Source organism: Paenibacillus sp. FSL P2-0173, from assembly GCF_038008045.1.
Taxonomy (GTDB): domain Bacteria; phylum Bacillota; class Bacilli; order Paenibacillales; family Paenibacillaceae; genus Paenibacillus; species Paenibacillus polymyxa_B.
Genome location: NZ_JBBOYK010000004.1, coordinates 704,286 through 729,102 on the forward strand (window position 1 = coordinate 704,286; position 24,817 = coordinate 729,102).

The window sequence follows — 24,817 nt, forward strand, 5'->3', positions numbered from 1 at the left end:
GCCCAATTCCTCTTCCAACGCCTTAATTTGCAAGCTAAGCGTGGGTTGGGAGATTCCGATCTTTTCCGAAGCTTTCGTAAAATGCAGTTCCTCGCATACGGCAATGAAGTATTGAAGCTGACGTATTTCCGTCTTCCTTCTCTCCCTTCGAGAATCCCCAGAATGATTGCATTAAAAGGTCAAAAGAAGCGCAAAATCGGATCCATCCGGTTCGCGCTTCTTCTTCAGGTTGTTGCGCTTTTTTAGATTATTGGGCTACTTCGGCTTTTTCCGCAGTCAACGTAATATTCGCAAACGTGTCTGCATCATACTCCTTGCCACGGGTAATATCGTAATTGGCTACCCGATTATTCACTGCCTCCAACGAGTAACGGAATAACGTCGGCACGATTGGCGCCTCCTCGCTCATATACGCCTGCCACTGATTGTATATATCTTTACGATAATTGTCGTCAAAGGCTTTCACAGACACCCCTTCCTGCAACAGCTTATCATTCTCTTCACTGGTAAAGCGCGAGTAGTTAAAGCTGGCTCCGCGTCCATACAGCCCACTAGGGTTTACATCTGTACCTGTACTCCATGCGCCGCCAAAAATATCAATGCCGGGGTCATCCTTCTGCACACGATCATAGAAAGAATTGAACTCAAGCAGACGACCGTCCACCAGCTCGACATGAAGTCCGACATCCTTCCAGTTTTGCAAATAAAACTTTGCCAGCGATTCAGCTGTCGCATCTCCGCTCATTGCCGCATAATGGAGCACCAGTTCCTTGCCCTTAGGGTCCTCACGGTATCCATCTCCATTGGTGTCCACATAGCCTGCCTCGTCCAGCAGCTTTTTCGCCTTGTCCGGGTCATACGCGATGCCCTTTGCATTTATATCATGATATCCCTTAAAGGCAGGCGGAATCAGGGATGTTGCTGGAATCCGAAGTCCATGATAGAGCTGCTTGCCGACCTGCTCATTATTCAGCGCATAGCCGAGGGCCTGACGCAATGACTTGTTCGCCAGCTTGGCGTTCGGGTCCATGATATTTAGATTCTTGGCCTGATCGAATTTGCCCATCTTAAAGCCCACATAGCTATAAGATAATTCCTCCTGACCGAGAAACTGTACATTTTTCGGATTACTGGCCTCATTGTAACGGGTGGTTGGATAGCTGGCCCAATCGACTTCTCCACTTTTCAGCGCCTCGGTAATGACATTCGGGTTCACCACCTTCAGATGAAGACCATCCAACTTGGGCTCACCGTGGAAATAATCTTCATTTTTGACGAATTCCACAGATTCACCTGTGACCATTGATTTAATTTTGAACGGTCCATAGCCAATCGGATTTTTACGGACAGGATCAGATCCGGCCATATCTTTCACGGGGATATTCTGAAATACCTTTTTCTCCAGTGGTGTAGACCAAAGTCCCGATTTCACCGAAGGATTAGGTTCCTTGAAGTGAATGGTAACCTCTTTCTCATTCAGCACCTTGATGCCAGAAATGGTTTTGGCCTTACCCGCGTGATAATCCTCCATGCCCACAATGTTGGTCATAAAGCTATCATAACGAGGACCTTCGTAGTCTTTATGACCGATCACTTCATAGGAAAAAGCATAATCCTCTGCCGTTACGGGATTACCATCCGTCCAGTTCAGTTTGGGATCAATTTTTACAGTCACCGCCTTATTGTCTGGGGAAAAGGAAATCGTCGCCGCTCCTTTATTGTCAATATTTAGATTGGAGTCAATCGAAAACATAGAAGGGTAGAAAAACTGGAAGACTTCAAAATCAGGATTGCCTTCATAAAATACAGGATTCAGAATACCTTCAAAAGGGGTATCAGACACGAGTGCATAATTGATGATGCCACCCTTAATCGGGGCCTTATCGTTCTTGATCGCCTTCTCCAGCGCTGTGGCATTCACCTGCTTGCTGTCGGACCCTGTGCCGCCTGTACCGTCAGACGATTTCCCTCCATTCGAAGCGGAAGGCGAACCGCTGCATGCGGCCAGAGAAAGCACCAAAATTGCAGATAGAACAGGCAGAATTCCTTTTTTCCAGTGTTTAACCATTGTAAATCCCTCCTTGTCATTGTCCTTATCCTTGAACTTCGGTTAACCCAATCGTTGTCTGGCATCCGTGGCGCGTTTGAGCGCCTGGCCAATAAAGTTAATCGCCAGCATTAGCACCAAAATAAGCAGTGAGGCAGGCAACCACATCCACCAGCTATTCTGCAAAACATCCGGGTCATTCGCATAACTCACCAGTGTACCCAAGCTTGGAGTAGATTCCGGTAAGCCAAAACCGAGATAAGAAAGCCCGGTCTCAATCCCGATATTTCCCGCGAGGCTGAGGGTCAGATTGACGATCACGACCGAGCTAAGATTAGGCAGCACGCCAAACCAGATGATTTTCCAATTGGGTGTGCCAAGGGTTTTGGAAGCCTGCACATAATCCAGTTCGCGCTCCGACAACACCTTGGCCCGGATCAGACGTGCTTTTCCAATCCATAAAAAGGCAGTCATAATGAAAATAAAGGACCCTATGCCGCTTTTGGGTACAATGCTGACAAATACGATGACCAACATCAGAAATGGAAGTACCAGAATAAAATCAATGATCCGCATGATGATGTTATCGACCAGCCCCCCATAAAAACCAGCCAGCAAACCTAACGTTAAGCCAATAGCGGCAGATAACAATGTAATCGTAAAGCCGATCGTGAAGGAATTGCGGGCTCCAATGACCAGCTGGCCAAAAATATCCCTGCCCGCTCGATCTGTGCCCAGCCAATGCACTGAGCCGGGAGCTTCACGGATTGCGCCCAAATCCACCGTCGTGACTACATCCTGATTTACAAACAGGACAGAGGCATATATAAAGATCAAGAACAGAATTACAAAGCCAATGGAAACCAAGGCCATTTTGTCACGCACCAGCTCACGACGCAGTACAGACCAACTGGATGGTGATTTACGAATGATTTCCGGCGTGAAGACCTCCTCCACCTGTATAGACACCATAATCCCTCCCTTTCTCTAGACTTATTCGCTATTCAATTCGAATGCGGGGATCGACTTTGCTCAGGATGACATCAGATAAAAGGGTCCCTAATAGCGCCAAGAAGCCGGAGACCATGACCAGTGCGTTCACGACTGAAAAATCCCGTTGAGTGATGGACTGGAGAAATAATTGTCCTAACCCCGGATAACCGAAAATAGATTCAAGGAAAATGTTGCCTGCAATTACTCCCGTCAGGTCATAGCCCAAAAAGGCAGCAATCGGCAATAGAGAGTTTTTGAAAATATGGCGGGAATAAATTTTACCTTCGGGCACCCCTTTGGAACGCGCTGTTTTCACAAAATCCTTCAGTCGTGTGTCAATGACCTCATTGCGCAAATACTGAATCGTAGCCGTTGTACTGAGCAATGCGCCTGTAACCGCCGGTAAAATGAGATGATACGACTTGTTCACGTAATATGACCATGTCCCCGGCTCCACGCCTACATCCACACTGCCGCTGGTTGGAAACCAGCCGAGCCTGAATCCGAATACGTACAGCAGCAACAACGCGAGTATAAATAGAGGTGTGGCAAAGCTGAGATAGGTATAGCCCACTACGGTTTTGTCCAGCAGACTATGCTGATAACGACCGCTGAGTACGCCGAGCGGAATGGCGATCAGATACGTCAGAACCAGAATTACTACGCCCAGAAAGAACGTGTTTCCCAGACGGCTGCCAATCAGATCGGTAACGCTAATTTTATGTACATAAGATTTGCCCAGATCCCCGTGAGCAAGCTGGACGAGCCAGTTCCCATACTGCACCCACACCGGGTCATTCAGTCCCAGTCTTTGTCGCTGTTCTTCCAGTACGGCCGGATTCAGATTGGGTGTCGAAGTAATAAGTCCTGTCAGTGCATCCCCCGGCATAGCCTTAGCCAGGAAAAATATAAGCACGCTCAGTGCAAAAAGTTGAGGGATCATAACCAGCAGCCGACGCAGTGTAAATTTCCACATTTCTGTACCCCCCTTATGGTAGCGCGACTTGATGGGATGGACTTACTGATTTTAGTGCAAACGGCTTTCCACTCACGTCTAGATGTTTGGGCAGCTCTGTTTTGTAGGAGGATAAAAGCATTCGCCTTTTTTGGGCATTTTCCAGCCGTTTTGTAGGATCAATATTGGGAATGGTTGCAATGAGGCGCTGGGTATACAGATGCTGTGGACGCTCATAAATGTCTTGCTCGCTCCCCTGCTCCACTAGACGGCCCCGGTACATAATGCCGATTTGGTCGCACATATGGCGGATAATACCCAAGTCATGACTGATGAACAAATACGTCAAATTAAATTCCCGTTGCACATCCTTCATAAAATTAAGCACCTGTGCCTGCACGGAAACGTCCAACGCCGACACCGGCTCATCAGCAATGATCAGCTTGGGGTTTAATGTCAGCGCACGCGCGATCCCGATCCGTTGCCGTTGCCCCCCGGAAAATTCATGCGGATATTTGTAGGCTGCATCGGCGTTCAAGCCGACCTTTTCCAGCAACGTCTGTACTTTCCTCCGTTCCTCCTCACTGCTCAGCCTTTCAAAATTTCGCAGCGGTTCAGCAATGACATCCAATACGCGCTTGCGCGGGTTGAGCGAAGAGTAGGGGTCCTGAAAAATCATCTGAATGTCTCTACGCAGCGGATGACGGTTGTTACGGCTCAGAGCCGCAAGGTCCTTTCCCTTAAAAAGAATCCGTCCGCTCGTCAGCTTATTTAGACCGATGATCGTCCTGCCTGTCGTCGTTTTTCCACAGCCGGATTCTCCCACCAGCCCGTATGTCTGGCCTGCCTCAATGCTGATCGACACGCCATCCACTGCTTTCACCTGATCGATAACACGCTGGAAGAAACCACCGCGCACCGGATAGTGGACCCTCAAATCATTTAACTCCAGTAGTGCCATGAGCAGCTTCCCCCTTTGCCTCGTCTTCAAAATGAAAATGCTGGTAACATGTACAACGGACCCAATGTCCAGGGGAAATTTCATTTAGTTGGGGATGGTCTTCATGCACTCCCTGCTGAATCCAGGGAATACGCGGGGCAAAGCGACAGCTATTGCGGGGGATATCTTGTAATGAGGGAACAATGCCGCCGATGACATGCAGTGATTCCCCCTTGGTATGCGATCCCGGCATGGAAGCAAGCAAAGAACGCGTGTACGGATGCTGTGGATGCCTGAATAATTCAAAAACATCAGCGCTCTCCACGATTTCTCCGGCATACATGACCACCACACGGTCGGCTACTTCTGCCACAACACCAAGATCATGCGTAATCAAGATAATTCCGCTCCCACTCTCCTGTTGAAGCTGTTTGAGCAAGTCGAGAATTTGCGATTGGATCGTTACATCGAGCGCAGTAGTTGGTTCATCTGCGATAATAAGAGAAGGTCGGCAAGCTATGGCAATCGCGATCATCACACGCTGACGCATCCCTCCTGACAGTTCATGCGGATACTGCTCATACACACGCACAGGATTCGGTATATCTACGCTTTCCAGCAGCTCCAGCACACGTTCCCTTTTTTGCTTCGTAGATAGTGACGTATGATAATCAAGATTTTCCTCAATCTGCTTACCAATGCTCATTAACGGGTTGAGTGCTGTCAGCGGGTCCTGAAAGATCATGCCAATGCCCGCTCCGCGGATTTTATTCATTTGCCCTGAAGAAAGACGGTTCAGGTCCGTGCCTTTAAAAAGGACCTCTCCCTCTACACGAGTGCGTTCCATGTCATGCAGTTGTGCGATCGAAAGCGCCAGCGCGCTTTTGCCACAGCCGGATTCTCCGACTACAGCCAGCACTTCATTGGGGTTGACCGTCAGATCCAGATGGTCGACTGCGGGGTGATATTGATCCTTGATGCGAAAAGATACGGATAATCCTTTAATTTCCAACACGGGTCCGGTATTCAATGCGCGCTTCCTCCATTCTCCATGGTCTTGTCCCGCTTATTCTCACCATGTTTGATGTTTAAAACCTCTCATGAACATTACATACCGTTTTTGTCGGAATAATTTGAATACATCCTATCACCAGTATATGGATATATCAATTAAGATTATGCTATCAACATCATTTAAAAAATCAATGATCCAGCAGTAGCGCGGCCTTTCTGGCACAAAATGTAATGAAATAACCAACCACAGGTTAATTTTCATCACAAAAAAAGTCGCCTGATCCCTCTGCAGGGATCAAACGACTAACTAATACCAGCTCACATTGAGCTTCTGGCGATAATTATGAAGCCGCTCCATAGGAGCCAGACTTGAACGTTCTAGGATCGTACCATTTGTAGCCTGCTGCTGGAGCAGACCAAGGCTCAGGCTGCGGTTCTGTGGAAGCCGCAGGCTCCTCAAATGGTAGAAGCTTCGTTGGCTGATCCAGAGTCAAACCTGCCACATCAGACAATTTCGTGTAGTCCTGCTTCCATGCAAGCCATTGAACCGTTTGCACCAGGAAGGTGGAATCATCCACTTCTTTAAAACCATCATATGTCTTCTTCGACTGTCCGTTTTCCTCACGCACATATTTCGGTGTAGCATCTTCTACAGGGGAAGAATCACCGATGAACGCTGCCTTGCCTTGACCTACCTTGGAAATAGCAGCATAAGGTCCTTCCGCACGGCCCCCGCCGTTATAAACTCCCTGGTCTACCGCATTACCCCATTTTTTCGTGCCTGAAGGGATATAAGCAATGCCTTTAGCCTTGGTAGGATCAATAATAGCCAGCGTAGATCCTGCATGCATTGCAATCGAGCGCACACCCTTGGTAATGCCGAAAGATTGATCTGCGGCTACAATGTCGGTAGCATTCACATCACCCAGCGCATTGTAACGGAAACGAACGCCAAAGTTGGCCGCCAGCCAATCGGAGCTTGTTAATCCTTGCATCGCCGGTGATGCAGCTTCTTCTGCAGTCATGCCCTTGGCCGGATTAGTATAGGCTCCACGACGGTAACCATTCATAACCTCGGAGGAATCCCAACGGTTTTTGTTACGGTCCGCATTATAATGATCGGAGATGAAGAAGACGCTCCCCCCGCTATTCACGTATTGCAGCAGGGCAGCCTGCTCGGATGCCTTAAAGGCAACATTCGCTTCACCAATAATGAACACATCATATTGGCGTAACTTATCATATGTTATAGCCTGCTCTCCATAAGTAAAAGGAATGGGACGATTCAATTGGTCTACCGTAAAGCCTACATTACGCAGTCCATTGGCAAAGTCGGAGAAGGCGCCTTCAATGACCCAATCTGCTGCACCAGCGGTCTGTGCGTGCGTATTATCGAACAGCACCTTTTTGCCTTTTCCATCCGGCAGTGTAGTACCGGGTTGACCCGGGTTGCCAGGTTCGCCTGGTTCCCCCGGCTCGCTTCCGCTCACCAGTTCAACAGCACTTGGACTTTTCACTCCACCAAAATTATTGTAGGCGCCGAGTGTACCCGTCACACGAATTTTGCTGCCGATCAGCTCAGGATGGCCTGATAGCCCATATTGCCCTCTGTACGCTGAAGTCAGCTGTACATCCAACAGATTAGACGTATTACGTTCATTTGCCTGATCGGCAATCAGTACGTTAAAATCATTCGCGAACGGGGAAGAAAAGTTAGCCGTTTTCGATCCGGTAGCATGTCCGACGATGTAACCTTCCACCGTCACCGTACCTCCACTGCTTTGGCGCTGAAGTGCTTCGGCTACTGTCAATGCTCCCTCCGCCTTGACCTGACCGAATGGAACGAAGATCCCAATCAGCAGTGATACGATCGCTGCTAGATGCAACATCCCTTTTAAGCGTGAACCTGTGAATCGCAAGCCTTTTACCATACGTCAATATCCCTCCTATGATTTCCATAAATATACTTGTCCTTTATCAGATTAGCCGCCAATCTTCTAATTCCTTCCTGGTTTCATCCATAATTATGTAAATTTTAATCTTTTTTATTGGAAACGCACCTGTTTATGTAAAAATTAAACCTGTGATTGACACCGAGCACGGCATACATTACGCTAAGGAAGACATGTAGAACGGTATACGCGAATGAAGATGACGGGAGAGTCTGTCCAGGGAGCCTACACTCTGGCGGCACCGAAGGAGCAAGACGTCAGCACCCGGCTGACGGATAATCTCTCAGGTCCATGTATCGTCATCTGACGCAACTCTGGAGAGAGCGCAAGCCACCCAAGGGGTAAGGCGGTAAGAACACCGCACGAAACTCTCAGGTAACGAGGACAGAGATAAGGGAAACTTCCTTATCCTGTCCTTTTTTGTGCTCACATTGTGCGTCAGCATTAGGAACCGTCATAACCGCGCAAAGACGCGGAAATACCATATAGTATGGTATTAGAACATACAGGGGGCCACACCATGCGTTTCAAAGATGTATTTTCTATTATCGGTCCGGCCATGACCGGACCTTCCAGTTCACACACCGCAGGCGCGGTGCGGCTCGCACGCGTTGCCCGGCACTGGCTCGGGGCGCAGCCTGACCGTACCCGCATGACACTGTACGGCTCCTTTGCCGATACGTATAAGGGACACGGTACAGACCTGGCGCTCATCGCAGGGCTGCTTAATTACGATACGGACGATCACCGGATTCCGGATGCCGAGCAATGGGCAGAGCAAGCCGGGATGGCCGTGGAATTCGCCGTCAGCGGACTCCCCGCGCCTCATCCGAACACTGTCCGTTTCGAGCTGTGGAAGGGCGAGGATCAGCGCACACTGTTGGGCTCCTCCATCGGCGGCGGCAGCATCCATGTCCAGCAGCTTAACGAATTCCGGGTCAATCTGACCGGGGAGCTGCCTACGCTGGTGCTTCTCCACTCGGATAAGCCCGGTACATTGGGCGCGATAACTTCAGCGCTGGGCGCGGCCCACATTAACATTGCCTATATGCACGTAGATCGCAAAGGCCGGGATGGTGAAGCACTCACCGCCATTGAAACGGACAGTTCTGCTCCAGCTGAACTGATTGCGGAACTGCGTTCTTTACCTCATATGTATGAAATTAAGATGATTAATTTGAAAAAAGGAGCTGAATCCGATGCGGTTTAGCCATCTGCATGAAATCAGCGCTTTATGCGCTGAAGAATCCACCACAATTGGCCGCTTGATGATTCAAGAGCAGGTACAAGAGACGAATACAACGGAGGAAGAAATCTTTCGCCAAATGTCTGATTATTATGAAGTCATGAAGGAAGCCGTTCATCGCGGTCAGACACAAGACACCGTATCCCGCAGTGGATTGACGGGCGGTGACGGCAAGCGCCTAGCCGAGTATCTGCGGTCAGGGGAAACCTGCTCCGGCGATGCCTCCGCGCTCGCCATGGCTTATGCCCTCTCTGTGTCGGAGGTTAATGCATCCATGGGTCGCATTGTCGCCACGCCTACCGCAGGCTCATGTGGGGTTATCCCTGGTGTGTTCATCAGTGCGCAGGAGCGGTTCGGCTGGGATGATGAGCATATGGTGAACGGCCTGTTCGCCGCTGGAGCCATTGGCTACGTGATCGCCAACAACTCCTTCATTTCTGGCGCGGAGGGAGGCTGTCAGGCTGAGATTGGTTCAGCTATCGGGATGGCTGCTGGCGCTATGGTCGAGCTGCGTGGTGGTACGCCTGAACAGGCTGTTCACGCCGTGGGCCTCGCTCTTAAGAACACACTCGGCCTGATTTGCGACCCCGTCGCTGGACTCGTGGAGATTCCGTGCATCGTGCGCAACGGGCTGGGAGCCGTGACTGCGCTTGCCGCAGCGGATATGGCTTTGGCGGGTGTGCGCAGCGCTATTCCGTCTGACGAAGTCATTGACGTGATGCTTGAAGTCGGCAGTGCGATGCCGTCGAAGCACCGCGAGACCGCCAAAGGCGGCTTGGCTCAGACGCCGACTGGCAAGCGTTTGACCGAATCACTTACACGCAACACACCGACCAAGAAGGATAAGTCATAATTTATAAGCGGTAGCCTCCTTAAAAAAAAGAGCAAGCATGTCGTCCTTGGACGTATGCTTGCTCTCTTTTTTACTGAACGGTTACCTGTATCTTCGTCATTTTACCTGCATATTTCACAGTAATTACTGCTTTGCCCTTGCCCTGTGCCTTAATGTTACCGTCTTTGACGGTCGCAACAACAATTCTGGACGAGGACCAGACAGCCGGTTTGGAAACATCCTTCTCCGACTCATCCTTATACGTGGCTGTAGCCGTAACCTTGGCCAGCTGTCCTGCCTTCAAATTCAAAGCAACTTCGTCTGTTTGCAGGTATTTAAGCGTATCAACATCCACGGGTACGCTGATTACCTTCCCGCCAAACTTCGCCTGAATGTTAGCTTTACCGTAGCTAACCGCAGTAACCTGACCCTTTTTAACAGTGGCTACCTTATAATTAGACGTTTTCCATTCAGCTTGGGCCGTAACGTCCTTTTCTTTACCATCACTCGATTTAACCACAATCGCGATGGTTTTTTGATCTCCGGATTTAAGTGACAACGCGATTGCATCCGCTTCAATCTTTTGCGCTACGTCCACTTCTACCGTAAACGTAATGTTTTGCTTGCCATATGAAGCAGTCACCGTTGCCTTACCGCTACCATTCGCTTTGATCAAACCTTCGCTAACTTCAACCACTTTTACATTGCTCGTTGTCCAGGTGGCGTCCTTGGTTACATCTGTTTTTGTACCGCCACTCTTAACTCCTGTTACTTTCAGTTGCTTCGTTTCCTGAGCACCAAGCGCAATTACACGCGAGTCTGTTTCCAGACGGTCTACAAGGCCTACTTGTACGTTAATCGTCAGTTTTTTGCCATTATAGGTCGCTGTAATAACCGCTTTACCAGCGGATTTACCCGTAATCGTTCCTTTGGACACAGAAGCAATATCTTCCGCGCTTGAAGCCCATTCTGCATCCTGTGTTACATCTTCCTTACGCCCATCCGCATAAGTAGCCGTCAAAGTTGCAGTATAGTCCTCATCAATATCAATCGTTGCCGTTTTGGAGGACAGAGACAGATCACCGGGTACATTTACGGATACCGTAGCTGTAACTGTTTTGCCACCATAAGAAGCGGTGATCGTAGCTTCACCTGTTTTATAACCCGTGACTTCTCCCGCACTGACAAAAGCGATATCTTCATTGCTGGACTTCCACTCTGCCTTACTTGTGATATCTTCTTCCGTACCTGTTACATACGTTGCGGTCAGCTTGAGCTTTTTGGATTCCTTGGCATTCAGGCTCAGCTTGTCCTCACTCAAATCCAAATATCTGGAGGTTTCGACATCTGTCTTGATCGAAACAGTCTTATCTCCATACTTAGCGGTCACCGTAGCCGAACCCGCTCCAATGGCCATAATCGTTCCCTTATTCACAGTCGCAATTTTTTCATCGCTTGATGTCCAAGTAGCTTTATCTGTGATATCCGTTACCGTCCCATCCGGGTAAACGGCAGAAACTTGTATTTTTTTAGATTCATCCAGACGGAGAAAAATATTGGATTCGCTGGCTTTCAGCTTATTCGTTTGATCGACATCTACCGAAATCGTAGCGGACATCGTGCCATATTTACCTGTAATTGTCGCCTTTCCCGCGCTGTAGCCGGTAATGGTGCCTTTCAGTACATCCGCCACAGCTGCATTGCTGGAGCTCCATTCAGCGGACTCTGTTACGTCCTGTACCGATCCATCCGGGAACGTCGCTGAAAGTTTAACCTTCTCAGTATCCTTCAGCAAAAGAGAAACCTCTGATGAACTGACATCGAGACGTTTAACCTGCTCCACCTGCACAGCAATGGTTACGGTCTGTTGACCATATACGGCCTTAATATTGGCTGTACCTGCTCCTTGAGCGGTAACCAATCCGTTAACTACTGTGGCTACCTTTTGATTATCCGAGGTCCAAGTAGCATCACCCGAAACCTGAGCTGTTGTATTATCACTGTATGTCGCTGTCAAATCAACCTGTCCTGTACCGCTTGAACGCAAGTTCAGGCTTTGTACACTGGATGTCAGCGCCTTAACCTTTTTCGTTACATGTACCTGAACCGATTGCACCTTCTCTTTATAGGTCGCAACCACGGTGGCTTCCCCTTCAGCCTTGGCCGAAACTGTACCGTTATACACGGTAGCAATAGTTGTATTATCACTTTTCCAATCCGTGCTTACGGTTACATTCGAGGTTGTCCCATCGCTAAAAACAGCAGTAGCCGTCAACGCAGCCGTATCTCCCTGCTGCAAAGTTACCTCGTTAGAGGAAAGGACAATCTTGGAAAGCACCGCATCCGCAGCAGATGCAAACCCTGCATATGATGTAAAACTTGAAATCAGGATGACCAACGCCAGAAAACCGGACCATCTATTCTTCAAAATCTAATTCCCTCCCATTCCAAAACTTAAATTAAGGATTTCGCAAAATCCTTACACCTACGTTTTATGTCGTCATATGGAAAAGAATAGTTTAGGCTTCGAAGGAAATTTGGTCCTTATTAACTAGATCATTTCTGATAAAGATTAGACATTACAATTTGTGTAGCTTCAGAGCCATAGTGAAGAGTTTTCTCAACAGATCCTCAACCTCGCATTTACAAACAGCTATAAGCTGCTGCGCGAACTCTCAAATGATGGTATTCTTCCATATTAGGAGCCAGTTGGTGCATATAAACGACGGAGAATTGTTCGCTTGGATCTATAGAAACCCAAGTGCCTGCTACTCCCGTCCAGCCAAATTCTCCAATAGAACTATTTGCATGCCCAGCCGCTTTATCAATTAACGTGCGCACGCCCAGTCCGTAACCATAACCTGTATGATATGAATTAGTAAAATCCAATAATTGATCTGTATTCAGATGATTGGTGCGCATTAAATCAATAGTTTTTCTCCCTAATAGCCTCACACCATCTACCATACCTCCATTCGACAGCATTTGTGAAAATGTAAGGTACTCCTTAACTGTCGAATACAGACCTGCGCCCCCACTTTCATATATAGCATCTGGTTGATGATATTCATCCAAGAAACCCTCTATTTTTTCTAGCTCTCCGGCGTCTGTTCGTTGGTAAAAGGAGGCCATTCGCGATTCAATATCTCCACGATATCGGTAACCTGTATTGTTCATTCCAAGCGGATCAAATATTTCATCCTTTAGGAATTGCCCTAATGATTTACCTGAAATCACTTCAATAAGACCTGCAACCAGGTCATGTCCATATCCGTATAACCAGCGTGTTCCTGGCTCAAATGAAAGTGGAATCTCAGAAAGCGCTTTAATTTCTGTGCGCAGATCATACTTCCCCTGCTTTTCCTTTAACGTTCTAAGGACCTTTTGCATTGCCCGTCCTGTCTCTGAAGGCTCGGAAGCGTAAGGAAGACCCACACTCATATTGAATATATGCTTAATTAAAATGGGATTCTCCGCCTTATCCACATAGGTGTATCCGTTAGGAGCGGTTTTGAATACATGCGCATTACGATATTCGGGAAAATATTCATACAAGGGCTCATTCAACAAAAATTGCCCGCGTTCGTACAGCATAAGTGCAGCCGCACAGACAACAACCTTTGTCATGGAAAACAAGCGATACACTGTATCCTCAGTGATTGGCTTTCGGGCTTCCAGATCAGCATATCCATGATATCCTTCATACAACACTTTACCATTCTGGGCAATGGCACAACCGCAACCTGCTGGCCCATTTGCTACGAAATGTTTCAATAGCTGATCTACCTTGTCAAAACGAGACATATTCATCCCTCCTATTTTTCCTTCAAAAGAAACAGGCTTCCCCTCGCGCTCTAATTTCCTGTTCCAACAAGCTCAGCGCGATCCCTTGTAAGCGCTTATTCCCCGCATTTATTTTAACGGTAAACTTGGTAAATACATAGATTATTTGTCATAATCAGATGGCTTTACATTAACAGCTCGGCCACCGTTTCCTTCCAGCGATGGATCACCGATTCCGGTTCCTTGAGACGGACCGTGACACCCGTCAAGATATCCGCATATTGGGCCGAATCTTCTCTGGCTGCAAAAACATGAGCCGCAAATCGCTCACGTACATGCTTGGCTTCGGGCAAAGCAGGCAGATGTTCCAGCGACAACCGCACATAATGCGCCTTCCCCCCGGTAAACACCGCAAGCGTCGCCTTCCTGGTACGAATCATGTTGCCCGTCGTGGTCGTGCCTGGCCATAGTGCCAGACGCAAATTCCCCTCGTCCAGCGCTACAACTTCGCCCACACTAATCATCGCTATGTGCGGCCACTGATCTTCCGTGACCGTCAGCAGCATCATTGCTTCATGCTGCTTGTCCTCCAATACCTTACCGTCCAGTAGCGTGAACAGTTCCTTACCGATCCTTGGTGTCTGCATGAAGTATAATCCCCTTTACATTTGGCCTATAACTTCAAAGTACCATAATTTACGGCTGCTTACGAACGACCCTATATCCGCTCTGGAATAGGAGGAACATGAGCAGCATTCGGAATATCTTTGGGGTTTACCTTGAACGCCGATTTATACTTTGCTGGATCAGTAATGCTATCCGGTTCTGAGGTCCGCCATGTGAACAGGCATACAGGGCACAACAAAACCTCCCAGGCGCCTTTAACTGGCGAGCGGGTAACAACCTCCGAACGATTAGATTCACAACGGGGACAAATATGCATCTGTCAGCACTCCTTTAATCTTTTTTTGTTTTTAAAAATATTTAGCGAAGCATTTGGCTCAACTTTTTCTCCCATTCTGCTACACCCAACGGGGAATCGAGCGACTGCGAGTAATGTCCTCTAATATCCGGTGCTACAGGTGTCGTCGCATCCAATATCATTTTGTGCGTCATACCTGCCGGGTCAGAACCGGGGTCAAGCGGTAAAATAGACAAGCCTGGGACTATGACAGTATCATGCTTTGGATGAAGCTTGGTGGATAAAGCCCACATGACCTGCGGCAGATTGAACGGATCGACCTCCTCATCCACCACAATCACCAGCTTGCAATACCCCAATCCATGCGGAGTCGTTAACGCACGCATTCCCACAGCCTTTGCAAAGCCGCCATACCGGGTTTTCGTGGAAATAATAGCGACCAGCCCATGCGTATACATGGCATTAACGGCTACGATTTCATTAGGAAAAGCATCCTTAAGCTGCTGAAACAACGGTACACTTGTATTCACACCGATCATATAATCCGTTTCCGTCCAAGGCATCCCGATGTACAGATGCTCAAAGATAGGCTGTTTGCGGTGATATACACGATTAATCTGAATGACTGGCATCGCGCGACCGCCGGAATAGTGACCTGTGAATTCACCGAATGGACCTTCATACTCACGTTCACCTGCTAACACTTCGCCTTCCAAAATGACCTCGGCTCCCCAAGGCAGATCCAGATCTGCATTCTTCGCTTTGACCACACGATAAGGCTCACCCTGAATGGCGCCCGCCATCTCATATTCGGATTGATCGTACAGCAGCGGCGTAGAAGCAGCCGTTGTAATCACAGGCTCACATCCGAGGGCAATAGCCACCTTCAGATTTTCGCCGCGCTCCTCAGCCTGACGGATATGGATCGCAATATCATGCTGTGGTACAGGCTGGATGCCCAAACGGTTCTTGCCTTTCACCTGCATCCGGTATAAGCCGACATTTTGCTTACCGTAGGTGTCCGGATCATCCAGATCGCGTGAAACTAGAATTGCTTTATCCAGGTAAAATCCTCCGTCCCCCTGATTCAAACGAAACAACGGCAAAATATCAAACAAATTAATATCCTCTGTAATCTCGACTTCATGAAAAGGAGCGGTTTCTTCCCGCTTCACGGGCACCGGAAATTGTTCATAGCGTCTGGCAAATTCAAAAAACTGCTCCTTGAGCGGCGTGTTTTTGGGCAATCCCATCATGAGGGCATGATTGGGCCAGGAGCCCATCACATTCATTGCAATACGAGCATCCGTATATCCATAGATGTTGTTGAAAAAGAGAGCAGGCGTCTTATCTCCAAGATTGTTTAATGCTCTGTTAGCTGCTGCGAGGTCCGGCTCCGGCTTTACCTCATCGCTGATCGTGAGTAATTGTCCCTCCTTTTCCAAGGTGTGTAGAAAATCGCGAAAGTCTTTATAAGCCATTGTTCATTCTCCTTCGTCTTTCGATTTCTCAATTCTGGTGCAGCCTGGAGTCATTCTGCTTCATTCCATCCCAGCGTTTGGCTGCGGTTGTGACAATACCGAACTGATCCAATGCACGAAAAACAATATGATCCACTAATTCCTCGATACTTGCAGGATGATTATAAAAGGCAGGCATCGGCGGCAGGATCATCACGCCCATACGTGACAGCTCCAGCATATTTTCCAGATGGATACTGCTTAATGGTGTTTCCCTGGTCATGAGCAGCAGCTTCTTTCGCTCCTTCAGTATCACATCCGCTGATCGGGTAAGCAGGTTGTCCGCCATACCTATACGAATAGAGGCAAGGGTCTTCATGCTGCAAGGAGCGACGACCATGCCGTCTACTCGAAAGGAGCCGCTGGAAATACGCGCAGCCTGATCCTTATACGAGTAGACTGCATCCGCCATTGCCTCCACTTCCTTCACCGTGTAGCCTGTCTCATAGGGAATGTTCGCAATAGCCCACGGGGATAGCACCAGATGGCTTTGGACTCCAGCCTCTCGTAATTGTTGTAATATACGGATACCGAAGATCGATCCTGTCGCTCCCGATATTCCTACAATGATTTTCTTCATATGTCCCCTCCTTCCACCCCATCGTTTTATGTTCACCCATGCATTACTGTCAAAAATTATACGCCTGTTCCTTGCACACGAAAAATATATATAATATATGGAATACATACTTTAAAAGTATCCAAATTGAAGCGTTGTTTAGAAATAAGGAGGAATCCCAATGGACATGAAGCATCTGCATTACTTTTGCGTCATCGTGGAGGAAGGGCAAATCACCAAGGCCGCCAGAACGCTCAACATGGCCCAGCCTCCGCTGAGTCAACAACTCAAAAATATGGAGGACGAGCTTGGCGTAAAGCTGATTTACCGTGAAGGAAAGAAGTGGGAGGTAACCGAGGCCGGATATACACTGTATACACGCGCCAAGCGATTATTGGCTGAAATGGAGGACACCTGTAGAGAAATTGGGGAGTTTGAAAACAAAGTAACCGGCACACTTGCTATAGGCACGTCATCCGCCTGTATGTCTCTGATTACTGAACAACTCAGCCGCTTTCATCAGGATTTTCCAGAGGTATACGTTAAAATAGGACACGGAGACACACATCATCTGGAAGAACTGCTGCACCAAAATAAAGTGGATCTGGCCCTGCTGCTGCTTCCGGTAGATGACAAATCGTACCATACGATTGAACTGGAGGGCGTTTCTTTTGTTGCGGTTCTTCCGTGTGAATGGGCAGATCGCCATCCCAGTGGGGAAATTACATTACAGGAAGCTGCCAGCTATGACCTCTTGTTGGGACGCCGAACAGAAGGACACGGACTATACGAAACCGTCATCCGCAAATTTCAGGAACACCATCTTATTCCGCGCGTCGTACTGGACTGTCCTGAAATATCGACCATTCTCTCACTCGTTTCCACAGGCATGGGAATTACTATCATTCCAGACGCTGGCTTGGGACAAGAATACGGGGACAGATTTCGCACACTCTCCATTAAGGAGCCATTCCCCTTCACACGGCCTGCCGTCGTATGGCGCAAGGATCGTTATTTATCCAATGCAGCTCGCAAATTTGTTGAACTGCTACAAGCTGGAGACACGAAAAAGACTGCTCCCGAGTAGATGCTCTACCGCTCTACTCCTGAAACAGTCTGATGCTTGAAGAACTTCCTTCATTCGGTCGTTGATACCGCCTTATTTGACTCCCTGATGTCTATACTCGGTTGGAGTCATTCCACATTTGCGCCGGAATACCTGTGTAAAATGCCTCATATCCTGATAGCCGATCCGCTCTGAAATATCAGCCAGTCGCAGATGAGGATCACTGAGCAGCCGCTTCGCCTCCTCCATACGCAAGCAAATGACGTAATCCTTGTAGCCTTGTCCCGTCTTTTGCTTGAATAACTGGCTGAAATACACCGGATTCAAAAATACGATTGAAGCCACCTTCTCCAGCGACAGCTCCTCTGTAAAGTGAGCCCGAATGTATTGCAATGCCACATCTACCGTATGCATGCCTTTGCGGAGACATTCTCCTGTATCCGCTGCTGCGGCTGCAATCTCCTCTGGCGTACGTCTTAGTCGCGCCACCTCTTCAGGTATGGAGGAAAAATTGTGATGAACACCCGAACGTGTAATTTGTAGGGGCACCTTCACATAACGCTTCAAATGGGATTCGAGCAACGTCTCTAGCCGTGCGGCCTCTGCCTCATCTCTTACCCTTGCAATGCCCAGCAGACTATGGCGGTCTAGACTGACGACAAAGCCGCTGCCTCCTGCCTCAATGAGCTCGGACAGTACATTTTCAATCATAAAATGCTCCAGATGTGTCTGCTTGTGATCAGGTTCCATGCGAACTATGAAGAGATGGAATTCCGGATAATTTTCGACAAAAGGCTGTATATCCAGCTTGCCCGTATCCAGTCCAAGGGCATAGCGTTGGAAAACGGCTTCACGCAAATAAACCATATTGGATTTGAGAAGCCTACCCTCGTTCGCCTGCTGCGAGGCCACAAGCGCTTCGGCTGCCAGTATTTCAATGCATTCCAGCAGCTTTTTTTTACCAATCGGCTTTAACAGGTAGTCTTTGGCACCCAGCTTTACTGCTCTTTGTGCATAATGGAAGTCGGAATGGGCCGAAATGACAACCCACTGCAGATGAGGATGCTTTCGCTTAGAAATACGCATGAATTCCAGACCATCCATACCGGGCATCAGGATATCAGTTAATACAATATCTACAGGATGCTCCGCCAGAATGCCTGCTGCCTCCTCGGTGGAAGCAGCGAGATGAATGCCGCAGGTTGGTAGAGCTTGGCCAATGGTACGCCGAATCCCCTGCCGAATCATATTTTCATCGTCAGCTATCAGAATATTCATGTTTCTCCTCCTTCTGTGGCAGAGGCACACTTACAGTGGCTGTTGTTCCGGCCCCAGGTGCGCTAGAGATCCGTAGGCCGTACTCTTCTCCGAACATGTGCCGTAGCCGTAAATTTAGGTTTTGCAGGCCGATGCCTCCCGCCTGCCCGCTGCCCGCCTGTTTGCCGGGTTCTGCCAAAGCGACCTGGACCACCTCCCATCGTTCGTACTCCATCCCTGCACCGTTGTCGATGATGTGCAGGCTCAATACACCGTCATATTCCTCCGCTCTGACGAGCAGCTTGCCACCTGTATCCGCATGAAGAGGCTCCAGTCCGTGCTTCACTGCATTTTCAATCAATGGCTGTAAGGTCATTTTCGGCAGGCGGATATCCATCCATCGTTCATCAATGCTAATGTCTACAGATACCCTACCCTCCAGCCGAGTTTGAATAATGGTGAGATAGTGCCCAACCTGCTCCACTTCTTCACGAAGGCTTACATCGGCCCCCTCTTCCCAATGGCTGCTGTAACGGAACATATGGGATAAGGAGAGGACCACCTCTCCGAGCTGATCTTGTCCCTTTTCATCCAGCATCCAATAGATCATATCCAGCGTATTATACAGAAAATGTGGATTGACCTGCGTCTGAAGCGCGTGCAGCTCCGCATTTTTTTCGCTGACCGATGATATACGCACCAGCTCAATCAGCTCTGCAATCCGTCTTACCATATGGTTAAAAGAAGTAGCTAGCTGATTAATTTCTTCATAGGATTTGGTGTTTACCGTATGACGGAAATTTCCTGTCTCTACCCGCTTCATTTCCCGAATGACTCGCTTGAGTGGAAGGGAAATGCCTCTGGAGACGATAGATGCAATTAACGCCGACACAATAATAAGTATAGGTGCCACGATAAATAAGTACCTTTGATTTTGCACCAACTCCACGTTCAGATCCTCACTAGGTGTCACACTAATCACAGACCAGTCGGCAAACGGCAACTTGGAAGCGATTACAACTCTTTCATTACTTCGATTTACAATAACATCCTCCTCCGGTACCTGCTGCTCTAGATTTTGCAAATCCGGTGGCGGATCAGAGGAAGTGGCCGACACAATTCGATTTTCATGACCCAACAAATATACCTGACTATTGGTGCCCAGCCGCAAATTGTGGAGAGCGGACAAAACAGAACGCGGCTCAGCCTCAAACAGGACAATACCAATCGGCTTGTGTTCATCCAGATCATAGAGCTGCCGTCCAAACGCAAACACGGGTCTGGTTTCCACCTGATCAATGACAGAGTGAGGATACACGCCCAGCCATGCAATTTTGCCCGCCGACTTTCGAATTTCCTTATACCATTCCGTATGTTCGTAATGAGTATCAATGACATTCATATAATTGCCATAGTTATATACCTTGCCTGTGTCTGTGATGACATGGATGCCAATCAGATCCTCACGCGAATAATAGATAGCGCCCAGAATATTCGTAATCGTACGTTCGTTGATGTAATTGACAGCAGGTAAATCACTACTATCCGTCGTCAACAGACGAACCAAATCCATATTGTTGCTGATCGATTTGGAGAGACTGTTATAGCTGCCGAGTAGCAATTCGAACAGGCCTGCCGTCTGGGATACATTTTTACGCGCCAGCTCGCTGACCTTATCATGGAACTGCACCGTAGTACGGTTGTAAAATAATAGACTGACCGCCAGCACAATGCCGGACATGCTCAACAGGAACAGAACAAACAAGCGGTATTGAATGGATTGAAAACGGCGCAGCATACCTCCGTGCGCTCCTTTCGCATCGGCCGCCTATCCTTTAACCGCTCCCGCAACCATGCCCTTGGTGATATTTTCGGACAGAACAAAATAAATAATAATGACCGGTAAGGCACCCATGACTAGAAAAGCACCAATATTACCGTAGTTCACAGAATACTGGCTGACGAACGTATATACGCCGAAAGGGAGAGTTTTGAGCTTCTCGGACGAGATAAAGGTGGCAGCCATAATGTATTCATTCCAGATGTTAATGAAAGTTAAAATACATACCGTCATGATAGGCGGAATCGAGATGGGTAAGATTACACTGCGGAAAATACGATAAATGCTTGCTCCGTCAATGTAAGCGGATTCTTCAATTTCGTGGGGAATGGACCGCATAAAGCCGGATAGGATGAAGACCGCAATCGGTGTCTGAAAAGCAATGTAGGGTAAAATCAGTGAGAAATACGTATTCAGAATATGGACGTTTTTAAACATCACCATCAGCGGCAGCAGCGTAGCTTGCATCGGGATCATCATCCCGATCAAAAACAAAGTCAGCACAACAGCCCCGAAGCGCCAACGAAAACGTGTAATCGCATAAGCAGTCATCGAGCTTAATAAAATGACGAAAATCATCGTAACCCCGGTCACCAGTACACTGTTTCCTAAATAACGCAAGTAGCTCCCTGATTCATAGGCTTCCTGATAGTTGTGCCACTGAGGCACTTGAGGGAGTGCAAAGAAGCTTGAGCTCAATATCTCTTCATTCGTCTTCAACGAATAGGTCAGCAGCCAAAAGAGTGGATACAGCTGCGTGACAATTAAGATTGCCAATAAGGAAAAGACTCCCGTTTTTTTTAAGGCATTCAACAGTTCCATCTCCTTTAGCTTACCTTATTTTCGATTCGTTTGAAAACAAAATTTATCACAATTGTAAATGACAAGCAAATCACTACGAGAATTGAAGCTAATGCGCTGCCATATCCGTATTTCATCGATAAAAAGGACATATTGTACATATACGTAGATACTGTATCCGTTGCATGAGCTGGTCCTCCACCCGTCATCACCCAGATCAAATCAAATGATTGCAGGGAGCCGATAAATGCTAATACAATTGATATCTTGAAAATAGGTACAATGAGCGGCAGCGTAATATAGCGGTCTGCTTTAAATCCTTCAGCTCCATCAATTTTAGCTGCTTCGTACAGCTCATTCGGTATATTTTGCACCCCGGTAAACTGGATAAGCAAATGATAGCCAAAATACTGCCACAACGATACAAAATACAGGGCGTACATCGCTATCTGCGGTTCCGTCAGCCATGAGCGTGTCCAGCTTCCCAGCCCAATCGCCAGCAAAATACCGTTCAGCATTCCACCCATCGAGGCTGGATTATAGATCGTCTTCCACAGCTGCCCGATAATAACCACCGACAGAATAACCGGCAGAAAATACATCGTTACCAGCGTATTGGCCTTACGCACATAGCGATTAAGCAAGATCGCCAGCAGCAGACAGAACGGAATTTCCAGCATGGAAAACACAGCGAACATCATAGTCCGTTTCACGGACGGCCAGAACACTGAATCTGCTGTAAAAATCCGTTCAAAATTAGCCAGCCCCACGAACTTTGCCTCGGCGATTCCGTTCCAATCCAGCAATCCGCAATACACCGACACCAGAATCGGAACAAATACCATACAGGTATACAACAACAGGCAGGGTAGCACGAAAACGGCAATGGTACGTGCTGGCACCTTCAGTACATTCATGCTCTAATCTCCTTTGTGTTGATTCTGAACATCTTCTGAGGATGCACAACCTACATGATTTCCAATCAGGGAAGGAGCACTCTGCCCCCTCCCTAGTGTCAGCTACTTCAGGATTTTGCAAAATTCGATTCCAGTCGCTCCAAAGTGCAATATCTAGACGAACTAGGCCATTCCGATCTATATATTGTTCATTGGGAGTCGCTTATTGGATTTTTGCAAAATCCTCACTTATTTATTCGCTTCAAAAGTGCTCTGATGTTCCTTGGCAACTTGTGCAGAGTCTTCTTTTTGCACGAACAGGTTTTGAATGCTACTCAGATGCGCCTGCGCAATAGCCGGATTCATCGTATTATCAAAAGCGAGATCGCCCCCTTTTACATTCTTGAACAGCTCATTAAGACTAATCGCTAACTCGGAGTAGCCCGCTTCCTTCAGATCACCTTTCATTTTCTGACCACTGCCAATCGCATTTTTCAGATCAAACTGAATTTTGGGCATCTCCGTAATAAAATAGTGCAGAAAATCCTTCGTCTCCTGTAAATGTTCACTGTTCGCAGATACCGCAAATGCGCTGCCCGGCGCAATTACATACTCATTCACATCACCCTTGCCATTCACCGTAGGGAATTGAAACGCTCCTACCTTACCTGCTACCGAAGAAGCATCAATTGACCCCGTTTCCCATGTACCCATGATATACATCGCGGCTTTTCCTGTTTTAAAAATATTACCGCCTGCATTATAGTCAATAGATGTAGCTCCATCCGGGAAAGCTCCTGCCTGCACCAATTCCTGAAATGCATCCACCGCTTCCACAAAAGCCGGGTCGTTAAACGTCTTTTTACCGTCCAGTACATCATTGAGAAAATTCGGCCCTTCATTTGTACGCAACAAAATATTCATAAAAAGGAGGGAACCCGTCCATGAATCCTTTTCCCCAATGGCAATCGGAGTAATTCCCTTCGCCTTCAACGTCTTGACCGTCGTAATCAGCTCGTCAAAGGTGGTCGGCAACTTCTGGATTCCCGCCTGCTTGAACAGTTCTTTATTGTAAAACACCACTTCTATATTGTTACCGTCCGGAAAAGCATAGAGCTTATCGTCGAAGCTATAGTAATTAAGAAGTCCATTCTGAAACGTATCTTTTAACCCCTCTTTATCAGCCACATCGTTTAATGGAGCCAGCAGCCCGGCATCTACGAATGGCTTCATCTGTGCAGCTGGGTTTACAATCGTGATATCAGGTACTTCCTTCGCCGCTGCCTGTGTTTTCAGCTTGAGCTTTTGTTGATCTGTATTTAGCGAATCCAATTCAATTTTGACATGAGGATGATCCTGCTCGTATTGACCTACAATTTGCTTAATCATTTTGTACGAAGGGGTGCTCGGATCAGGATTAATGTTCTGAAAGGTAATCGTAACATCTTTCGTTGCGGTGCCTCTGCTCGGTTCTCCTGAATTTCCCGGACTTGCGCTTTGTCCGTTATTACAAGCTGCCAGCGTCAATGCCAAGGCGCTCGCCATCACAATGGCAAACGCTTTCATTTTTGTTCTGCTCATGGTCTTTTTCCTCCTCTTGTTGAAGCATTGCGCAATTTGCCCTCCTTATTGGTGGACACTCAATGCCCGCTTGTTCTTTTCATTATGTTCCATAGAAAAGACGTGAACAATGCGTGAACTTAAGGAGAAGGGTTTGTTTTTTCAAGCCCTCATTTGCGTGCTTCAAAATTCATTCATATCATAACTTGCAATTTATCTAGAACACAGGCATAATATGAATAAGATCATAGTTTGATAATGATTATCATTATTAAATGATAAATACACATAGACTTTAAAGGAGGCAGGACCGCAGTGAAAGAAACTTTTAATAAAACCTCCCTGCATATTGATGATTATTTGGATCTTCTCAATCTTGCCGTACAAGTCGGAGATACAAAGTGGCAAAAAGAAATTACCCGTAAACTTCAAGCCTTGAGTGTCCTTCAGACAGAACAGGTTGAAATAGATTAACTTCCCCAGTTAATACTGTCCTCAGTTAAAAATGCTGACTAAGCACCACTATACAAAGGACAACCAGGATACCATACAACTTTTGACCGAATCCACGATAATGATCTTTCATGTGAATGATAAATGAATCGGTTATAGGAAAAAGAGCACAGCCCGTTAA

At 47.6% G+C, this 24,817-nt stretch carries 21 protein-coding genes, 1 pseudogene and 1 riboswitch; of the genes and pseudogenes, 4 read left to right on the plus strand and 18 right to left on the minus strand.

The features are described 5' to 3' along the window. Nucleotides 1–6: 6 nt before the first annotated feature. The 7 genes and pseudogenes from MKX30_RS23040 to MKX30_RS23070 form a co-directional block, all read right to left on the minus strand. Nucleotides 7–126, minus strand: a pseudogene (locus MKX30_RS23040) (LysR family transcriptional regulator); the annotation flags it as partial. A gap of 121 nt (nt 127–247) precedes the next feature. Continuing rightward, complete coding sequence (opp4A, locus tag MKX30_RS23045) at nt 248–2,068, minus strand: oligopeptide ABC transporter substrate-binding protein (protein WP_028541232.1); 1,821 nt, start codon at nt 2,066–2,068, stop codon at nt 248–250. Nucleotides 2,069–2,110: 42 nt separating this feature from the next. After that, on the minus strand, nt 2,111–3,019 hold the full coding sequence (locus MKX30_RS23050) for an ABC transporter permease (RefSeq protein WP_023986676.1): 909 nt from the start codon (nt 3,017–3,019) through the stop codon (nt 2,111–2,113). A 28-nt stretch (nt 3,020–3,047) separates the two neighbouring features. Further along, nucleotides 3,048–4,016 (minus strand): oligopeptide ABC transporter permease, encoded by a 969-nt coding sequence (opp4B, locus tag MKX30_RS23055; protein ID WP_023986675.1) that lies wholly within the window; start codon nt 4,014–4,016, stop codon nt 3,048–3,050. Between the two features lie 13 nt (nt 4,017–4,029). Next, complete coding sequence (locus tag MKX30_RS23060) at nt 4,030–4,956, minus strand: ABC transporter ATP-binding protein (RefSeq protein ID WP_028541233.1); 927 nt, start codon at nt 4,954–4,956, stop codon at nt 4,030–4,032. Beyond that, nucleotides 4,934–5,965 carry an ABC transporter ATP-binding protein gene (locus MKX30_RS23065; protein ID WP_053324471.1) on the minus strand — a complete coding sequence of 344 codons (1,032 nt, stop codon included), beginning with the start codon at nt 5,963–5,965 and terminating at the stop codon, nt 4,934–4,936. The genes MKX30_RS23060 and MKX30_RS23065 overlap by 23 nt, the downstream gene beginning before the upstream one ends. 325 nt (nt 5,966–6,290) lie before the next feature. After that, nucleotides 6,291–7,880, minus strand: a complete 1,590-nt coding sequence (locus MKX30_RS23070; protein ID WP_053324470.1) for a DUF6359 domain-containing protein — start codon at nt 7,878–7,880, stop codon at nt 6,291–6,293. Between the two features lie 214 nt (nt 7,881–8,094). Continuing rightward, nucleotides 8,095–8,210, plus strand: a riboswitch (glycine riboswitch). Between the two features lie 211 nt (nt 8,211–8,421). On the opposite strand from MKX30_RS23070, the gene sdaAB reads away from it, so the two are divergent. After that, complete coding sequence (gene sdaAB, locus MKX30_RS23075) at nt 8,422–9,111, plus strand: L-serine ammonia-lyase, iron-sulfur-dependent subunit beta (protein WP_341063582.1); 690 nt, start codon at nt 8,422–8,424, stop codon at nt 9,109–9,111. Beyond that, on the plus strand, nt 9,101–10,000 hold the full coding sequence (gene sdaAA / locus MKX30_RS23080; RefSeq protein ID WP_013308429.1) for an L-serine ammonia-lyase, iron-sulfur-dependent, subunit alpha: 900 nt from the start codon (nt 9,101–9,103) through the stop codon (nt 9,998–10,000). The genes sdaAB and sdaAA overlap by 11 nt, the downstream gene beginning before the upstream one ends. 70 nt (nt 10,001–10,070) lie before the next feature. Here sdaAA and MKX30_RS23085 read toward each other — a convergent pair whose 3' ends face one another. From MKX30_RS23085 to MKX30_RS23110, 6 genes are all read right to left on the minus strand, one after another. Beyond that, complete coding sequence (locus MKX30_RS23085) at nt 10,071–12,407, minus strand: Ig-like domain-containing protein (protein WP_341063584.1); 2,337 nt, start codon at nt 12,405–12,407, stop codon at nt 10,071–10,073. A 215-nt stretch (nt 12,408–12,622) separates the two neighbouring features. Beyond that, nucleotides 12,623–13,783, minus strand: coding sequence for a serine hydrolase domain-containing protein (locus MKX30_RS23090; protein WP_341063585.1), 1,161 nt, complete (start codon nt 13,781–13,783; stop codon nt 12,623–12,625). Between the two features lie 164 nt (nt 13,784–13,947). Then, nucleotides 13,948–14,409 (minus strand): hypothetical protein, encoded by a 462-nt coding sequence (locus MKX30_RS23095; protein WP_069081122.1) that lies wholly within the window; start codon nt 14,407–14,409, stop codon nt 13,948–13,950. Nucleotides 14,410–14,480: 71 nt separating this feature from the next. Further along, nucleotides 14,481–14,705 (minus strand): non-oxidative hydroxyarylic acid decarboxylases subunit D, encoded by a 225-nt coding sequence (locus tag MKX30_RS23100; RefSeq protein ID WP_053324466.1) that lies wholly within the window; start codon nt 14,703–14,705, stop codon nt 14,481–14,483. Between the two features lie 41 nt (nt 14,706–14,746). After that, entirely contained in the window at nt 14,747–16,165 is a 1,419-nt protein-coding gene (locus MKX30_RS23105) for a non-oxidative hydroxyarylic acid decarboxylases subunit C (RefSeq protein ID WP_341063586.1), read from the minus strand. Nucleotides 16,166–16,193: 28 nt separating this feature from the next. After that, entirely contained in the window at nt 16,194–16,784 is a 591-nt protein-coding gene (locus MKX30_RS23110) for a flavin prenyltransferase UbiX (protein ID WP_013369033.1), read from the minus strand. A 160-nt stretch (nt 16,785–16,944) separates the two neighbouring features. On the opposite strand from MKX30_RS23110, the gene MKX30_RS23115 reads away from it, so the two are divergent. After that, a complete protein-coding gene (locus tag MKX30_RS23115) occupies nt 16,945–17,850 on the plus strand; it encodes a LysR family transcriptional regulator (protein ID WP_341063588.1) in 906 nt (301 codons plus the stop codon). A 72-nt stretch (nt 17,851–17,922) separates the two neighbouring features. Here the strand turns inward: MKX30_RS23115 and MKX30_RS23120 are convergent, their stop codons facing one another. The 5 genes from MKX30_RS23120 to MKX30_RS23140 all read right to left on the minus strand — a co-directional run bounded on the left by MKX30_RS23120 (nt 17,923) and on the right by MKX30_RS23140 (nt 24,204). Then, nucleotides 17,923–19,107 (minus strand): response regulator, encoded by a 1,185-nt coding sequence (locus MKX30_RS23120; RefSeq protein ID WP_341063590.1) that lies wholly within the window; start codon nt 19,105–19,107, stop codon nt 17,923–17,925. Next, on the minus strand, nt 19,088–20,884 hold the full coding sequence (locus tag MKX30_RS23125; protein ID WP_023986664.1) for a sensor histidine kinase: 1,797 nt from the start codon (nt 20,882–20,884) through the stop codon (nt 19,088–19,090). The genes MKX30_RS23120 and MKX30_RS23125 overlap by 20 nt, the downstream gene beginning before the upstream one ends. Nucleotides 20,885–20,914: 30 nt before the next feature. Further along, nucleotides 20,915–21,748: a carbohydrate ABC transporter permease gene (locus tag MKX30_RS23130; RefSeq protein WP_013308419.1), complete on the minus strand. Its 834-nt coding sequence runs from the start codon at nt 21,746–21,748 to the stop codon at nt 20,915–20,917. Nucleotides 21,749–21,753: 5 nt separating this feature from the next. Further along, nucleotides 21,754–22,644, minus strand: coding sequence for a carbohydrate ABC transporter permease (locus MKX30_RS23135; RefSeq protein ID WP_341063591.1), 891 nt, complete (start codon nt 22,642–22,644; stop codon nt 21,754–21,756). 228 nt (nt 22,645–22,872) lie between these two features. Beyond that, nucleotides 22,873–24,204, minus strand: coding sequence for an extracellular solute-binding protein (locus MKX30_RS23140; protein WP_071559440.1), 1,332 nt, complete (start codon nt 24,202–24,204; stop codon nt 22,873–22,875). A 294-nt stretch (nt 24,205–24,498) separates the two neighbouring features. On the opposite strand from MKX30_RS23140, the gene MKX30_RS23145 reads away from it, so the two are divergent. Next, complete coding sequence (locus MKX30_RS23145; RefSeq protein ID WP_179085475.1) at nt 24,499–24,657, plus strand: hypothetical protein; 159 nt, start codon at nt 24,499–24,501, stop codon at nt 24,655–24,657. The last annotated feature ends 160 nt before the right edge of the window (nt 24,658–24,817 follow it).

Bases quoted from the DNA above. Each gene is read 5' to 3' on its own strand.
- opp4A (WP_028541232.1), bottom strand. From the start codon at position 2,068: ATGGTTAAACACTGGAAAAAAGGAATTCTGCCTGTTCTATCTGCAATT.
- MKX30_RS23050 (WP_023986676.1), bottom strand. From the start codon at position 3,019: ATGGTGTCTATACAGGTGGAGGAGGTCTTCACGCCGGAAATCATTCGT.
- opp4B (WP_023986675.1), bottom strand. From the start codon at position 4,016: ATGTGGAAATTTACACTGCGTCGGCTGCTGGTTATGATCCCTCAACTT.
- MKX30_RS23060 (WP_028541233.1), bottom strand. From the start codon at position 4,956: ATGGCACTACTGGAGTTAAATGATTTGAGGGTCCACTATCCGGTGCGC.
- MKX30_RS23070 (WP_053324470.1), bottom strand. From the start codon at position 7,880: ATGGTAAAAGGCTTGCGATTCACAGGTTCACGCTTAAAAGGGATGTTG.
- sdaAB (WP_341063582.1), top strand. From the start codon at position 8,422: ATGCGTTTCAAAGATGTATTTTCTATTATCGGTCCGGCCATGACCGGA.
- sdaAA (WP_013308429.1), top strand. From the start codon at position 9,101: ATGCGGTTTAGCCATCTGCATGAAATCAGCGCTTTATGCGCTGAAGAA.
- MKX30_RS23090 (WP_341063585.1), bottom strand. From the start codon at position 13,783: ATGTCTCGTTTTGACAAGGTAGATCAGCTATTGAAACATTTCGTAGCA.
- MKX30_RS23095 (WP_069081122.1), bottom strand. From the start codon at position 14,409: ATGCAGACACCAAGGATCGGTAAGGAACTGTTCACGCTACTGGACGGT.
- MKX30_RS23100 (WP_053324466.1), bottom strand. From the start codon at position 14,705: ATGCATATTTGTCCCCGTTGTGAATCTAATCGTTCGGAGGTTGTTACC.
- MKX30_RS23105 (WP_341063586.1), bottom strand. From the start codon at position 16,165: ATGGCTTATAAAGACTTTCGCGATTTTCTACACACCTTGGAAAAGGAG.
- MKX30_RS23110 (WP_013369033.1), bottom strand. From the start codon at position 16,784: ATGAAGAAAATCATTGTAGGAATATCGGGAGCGACAGGATCGATCTTC.
- MKX30_RS23115 (WP_341063588.1), top strand. From the start codon at position 16,945: ATGGACATGAAGCATCTGCATTACTTTTGCGTCATCGTGGAGGAAGGG.
- MKX30_RS23120 (WP_341063590.1), bottom strand. From the start codon at position 19,107: ATGAATATTCTGATAGCTGACGATGAAAATATGATTCGGCAGGGGATT.
- MKX30_RS23125 (WP_023986664.1), bottom strand. From the start codon at position 20,884: ATGCTGCGCCGTTTTCAATCCATTCAATACCGCTTGTTTGTTCTGTTC.
- MKX30_RS23130 (WP_013308419.1), bottom strand. From the start codon at position 21,748: ATGGAACTGTTGAATGCCTTAAAAAAAACGGGAGTCTTTTCCTTATTG.
- MKX30_RS23135 (WP_341063591.1), bottom strand. From the start codon at position 22,644: ATGAATGTACTGAAGGTGCCAGCACGTACCATTGCCGTTTTCGTGCTA.
- MKX30_RS23140 (WP_071559440.1), bottom strand. From the start codon at position 24,204: ATGAGCAGAACAAAAATGAAAGCGTTTGCCATTGTGATGGCGAGCGCC.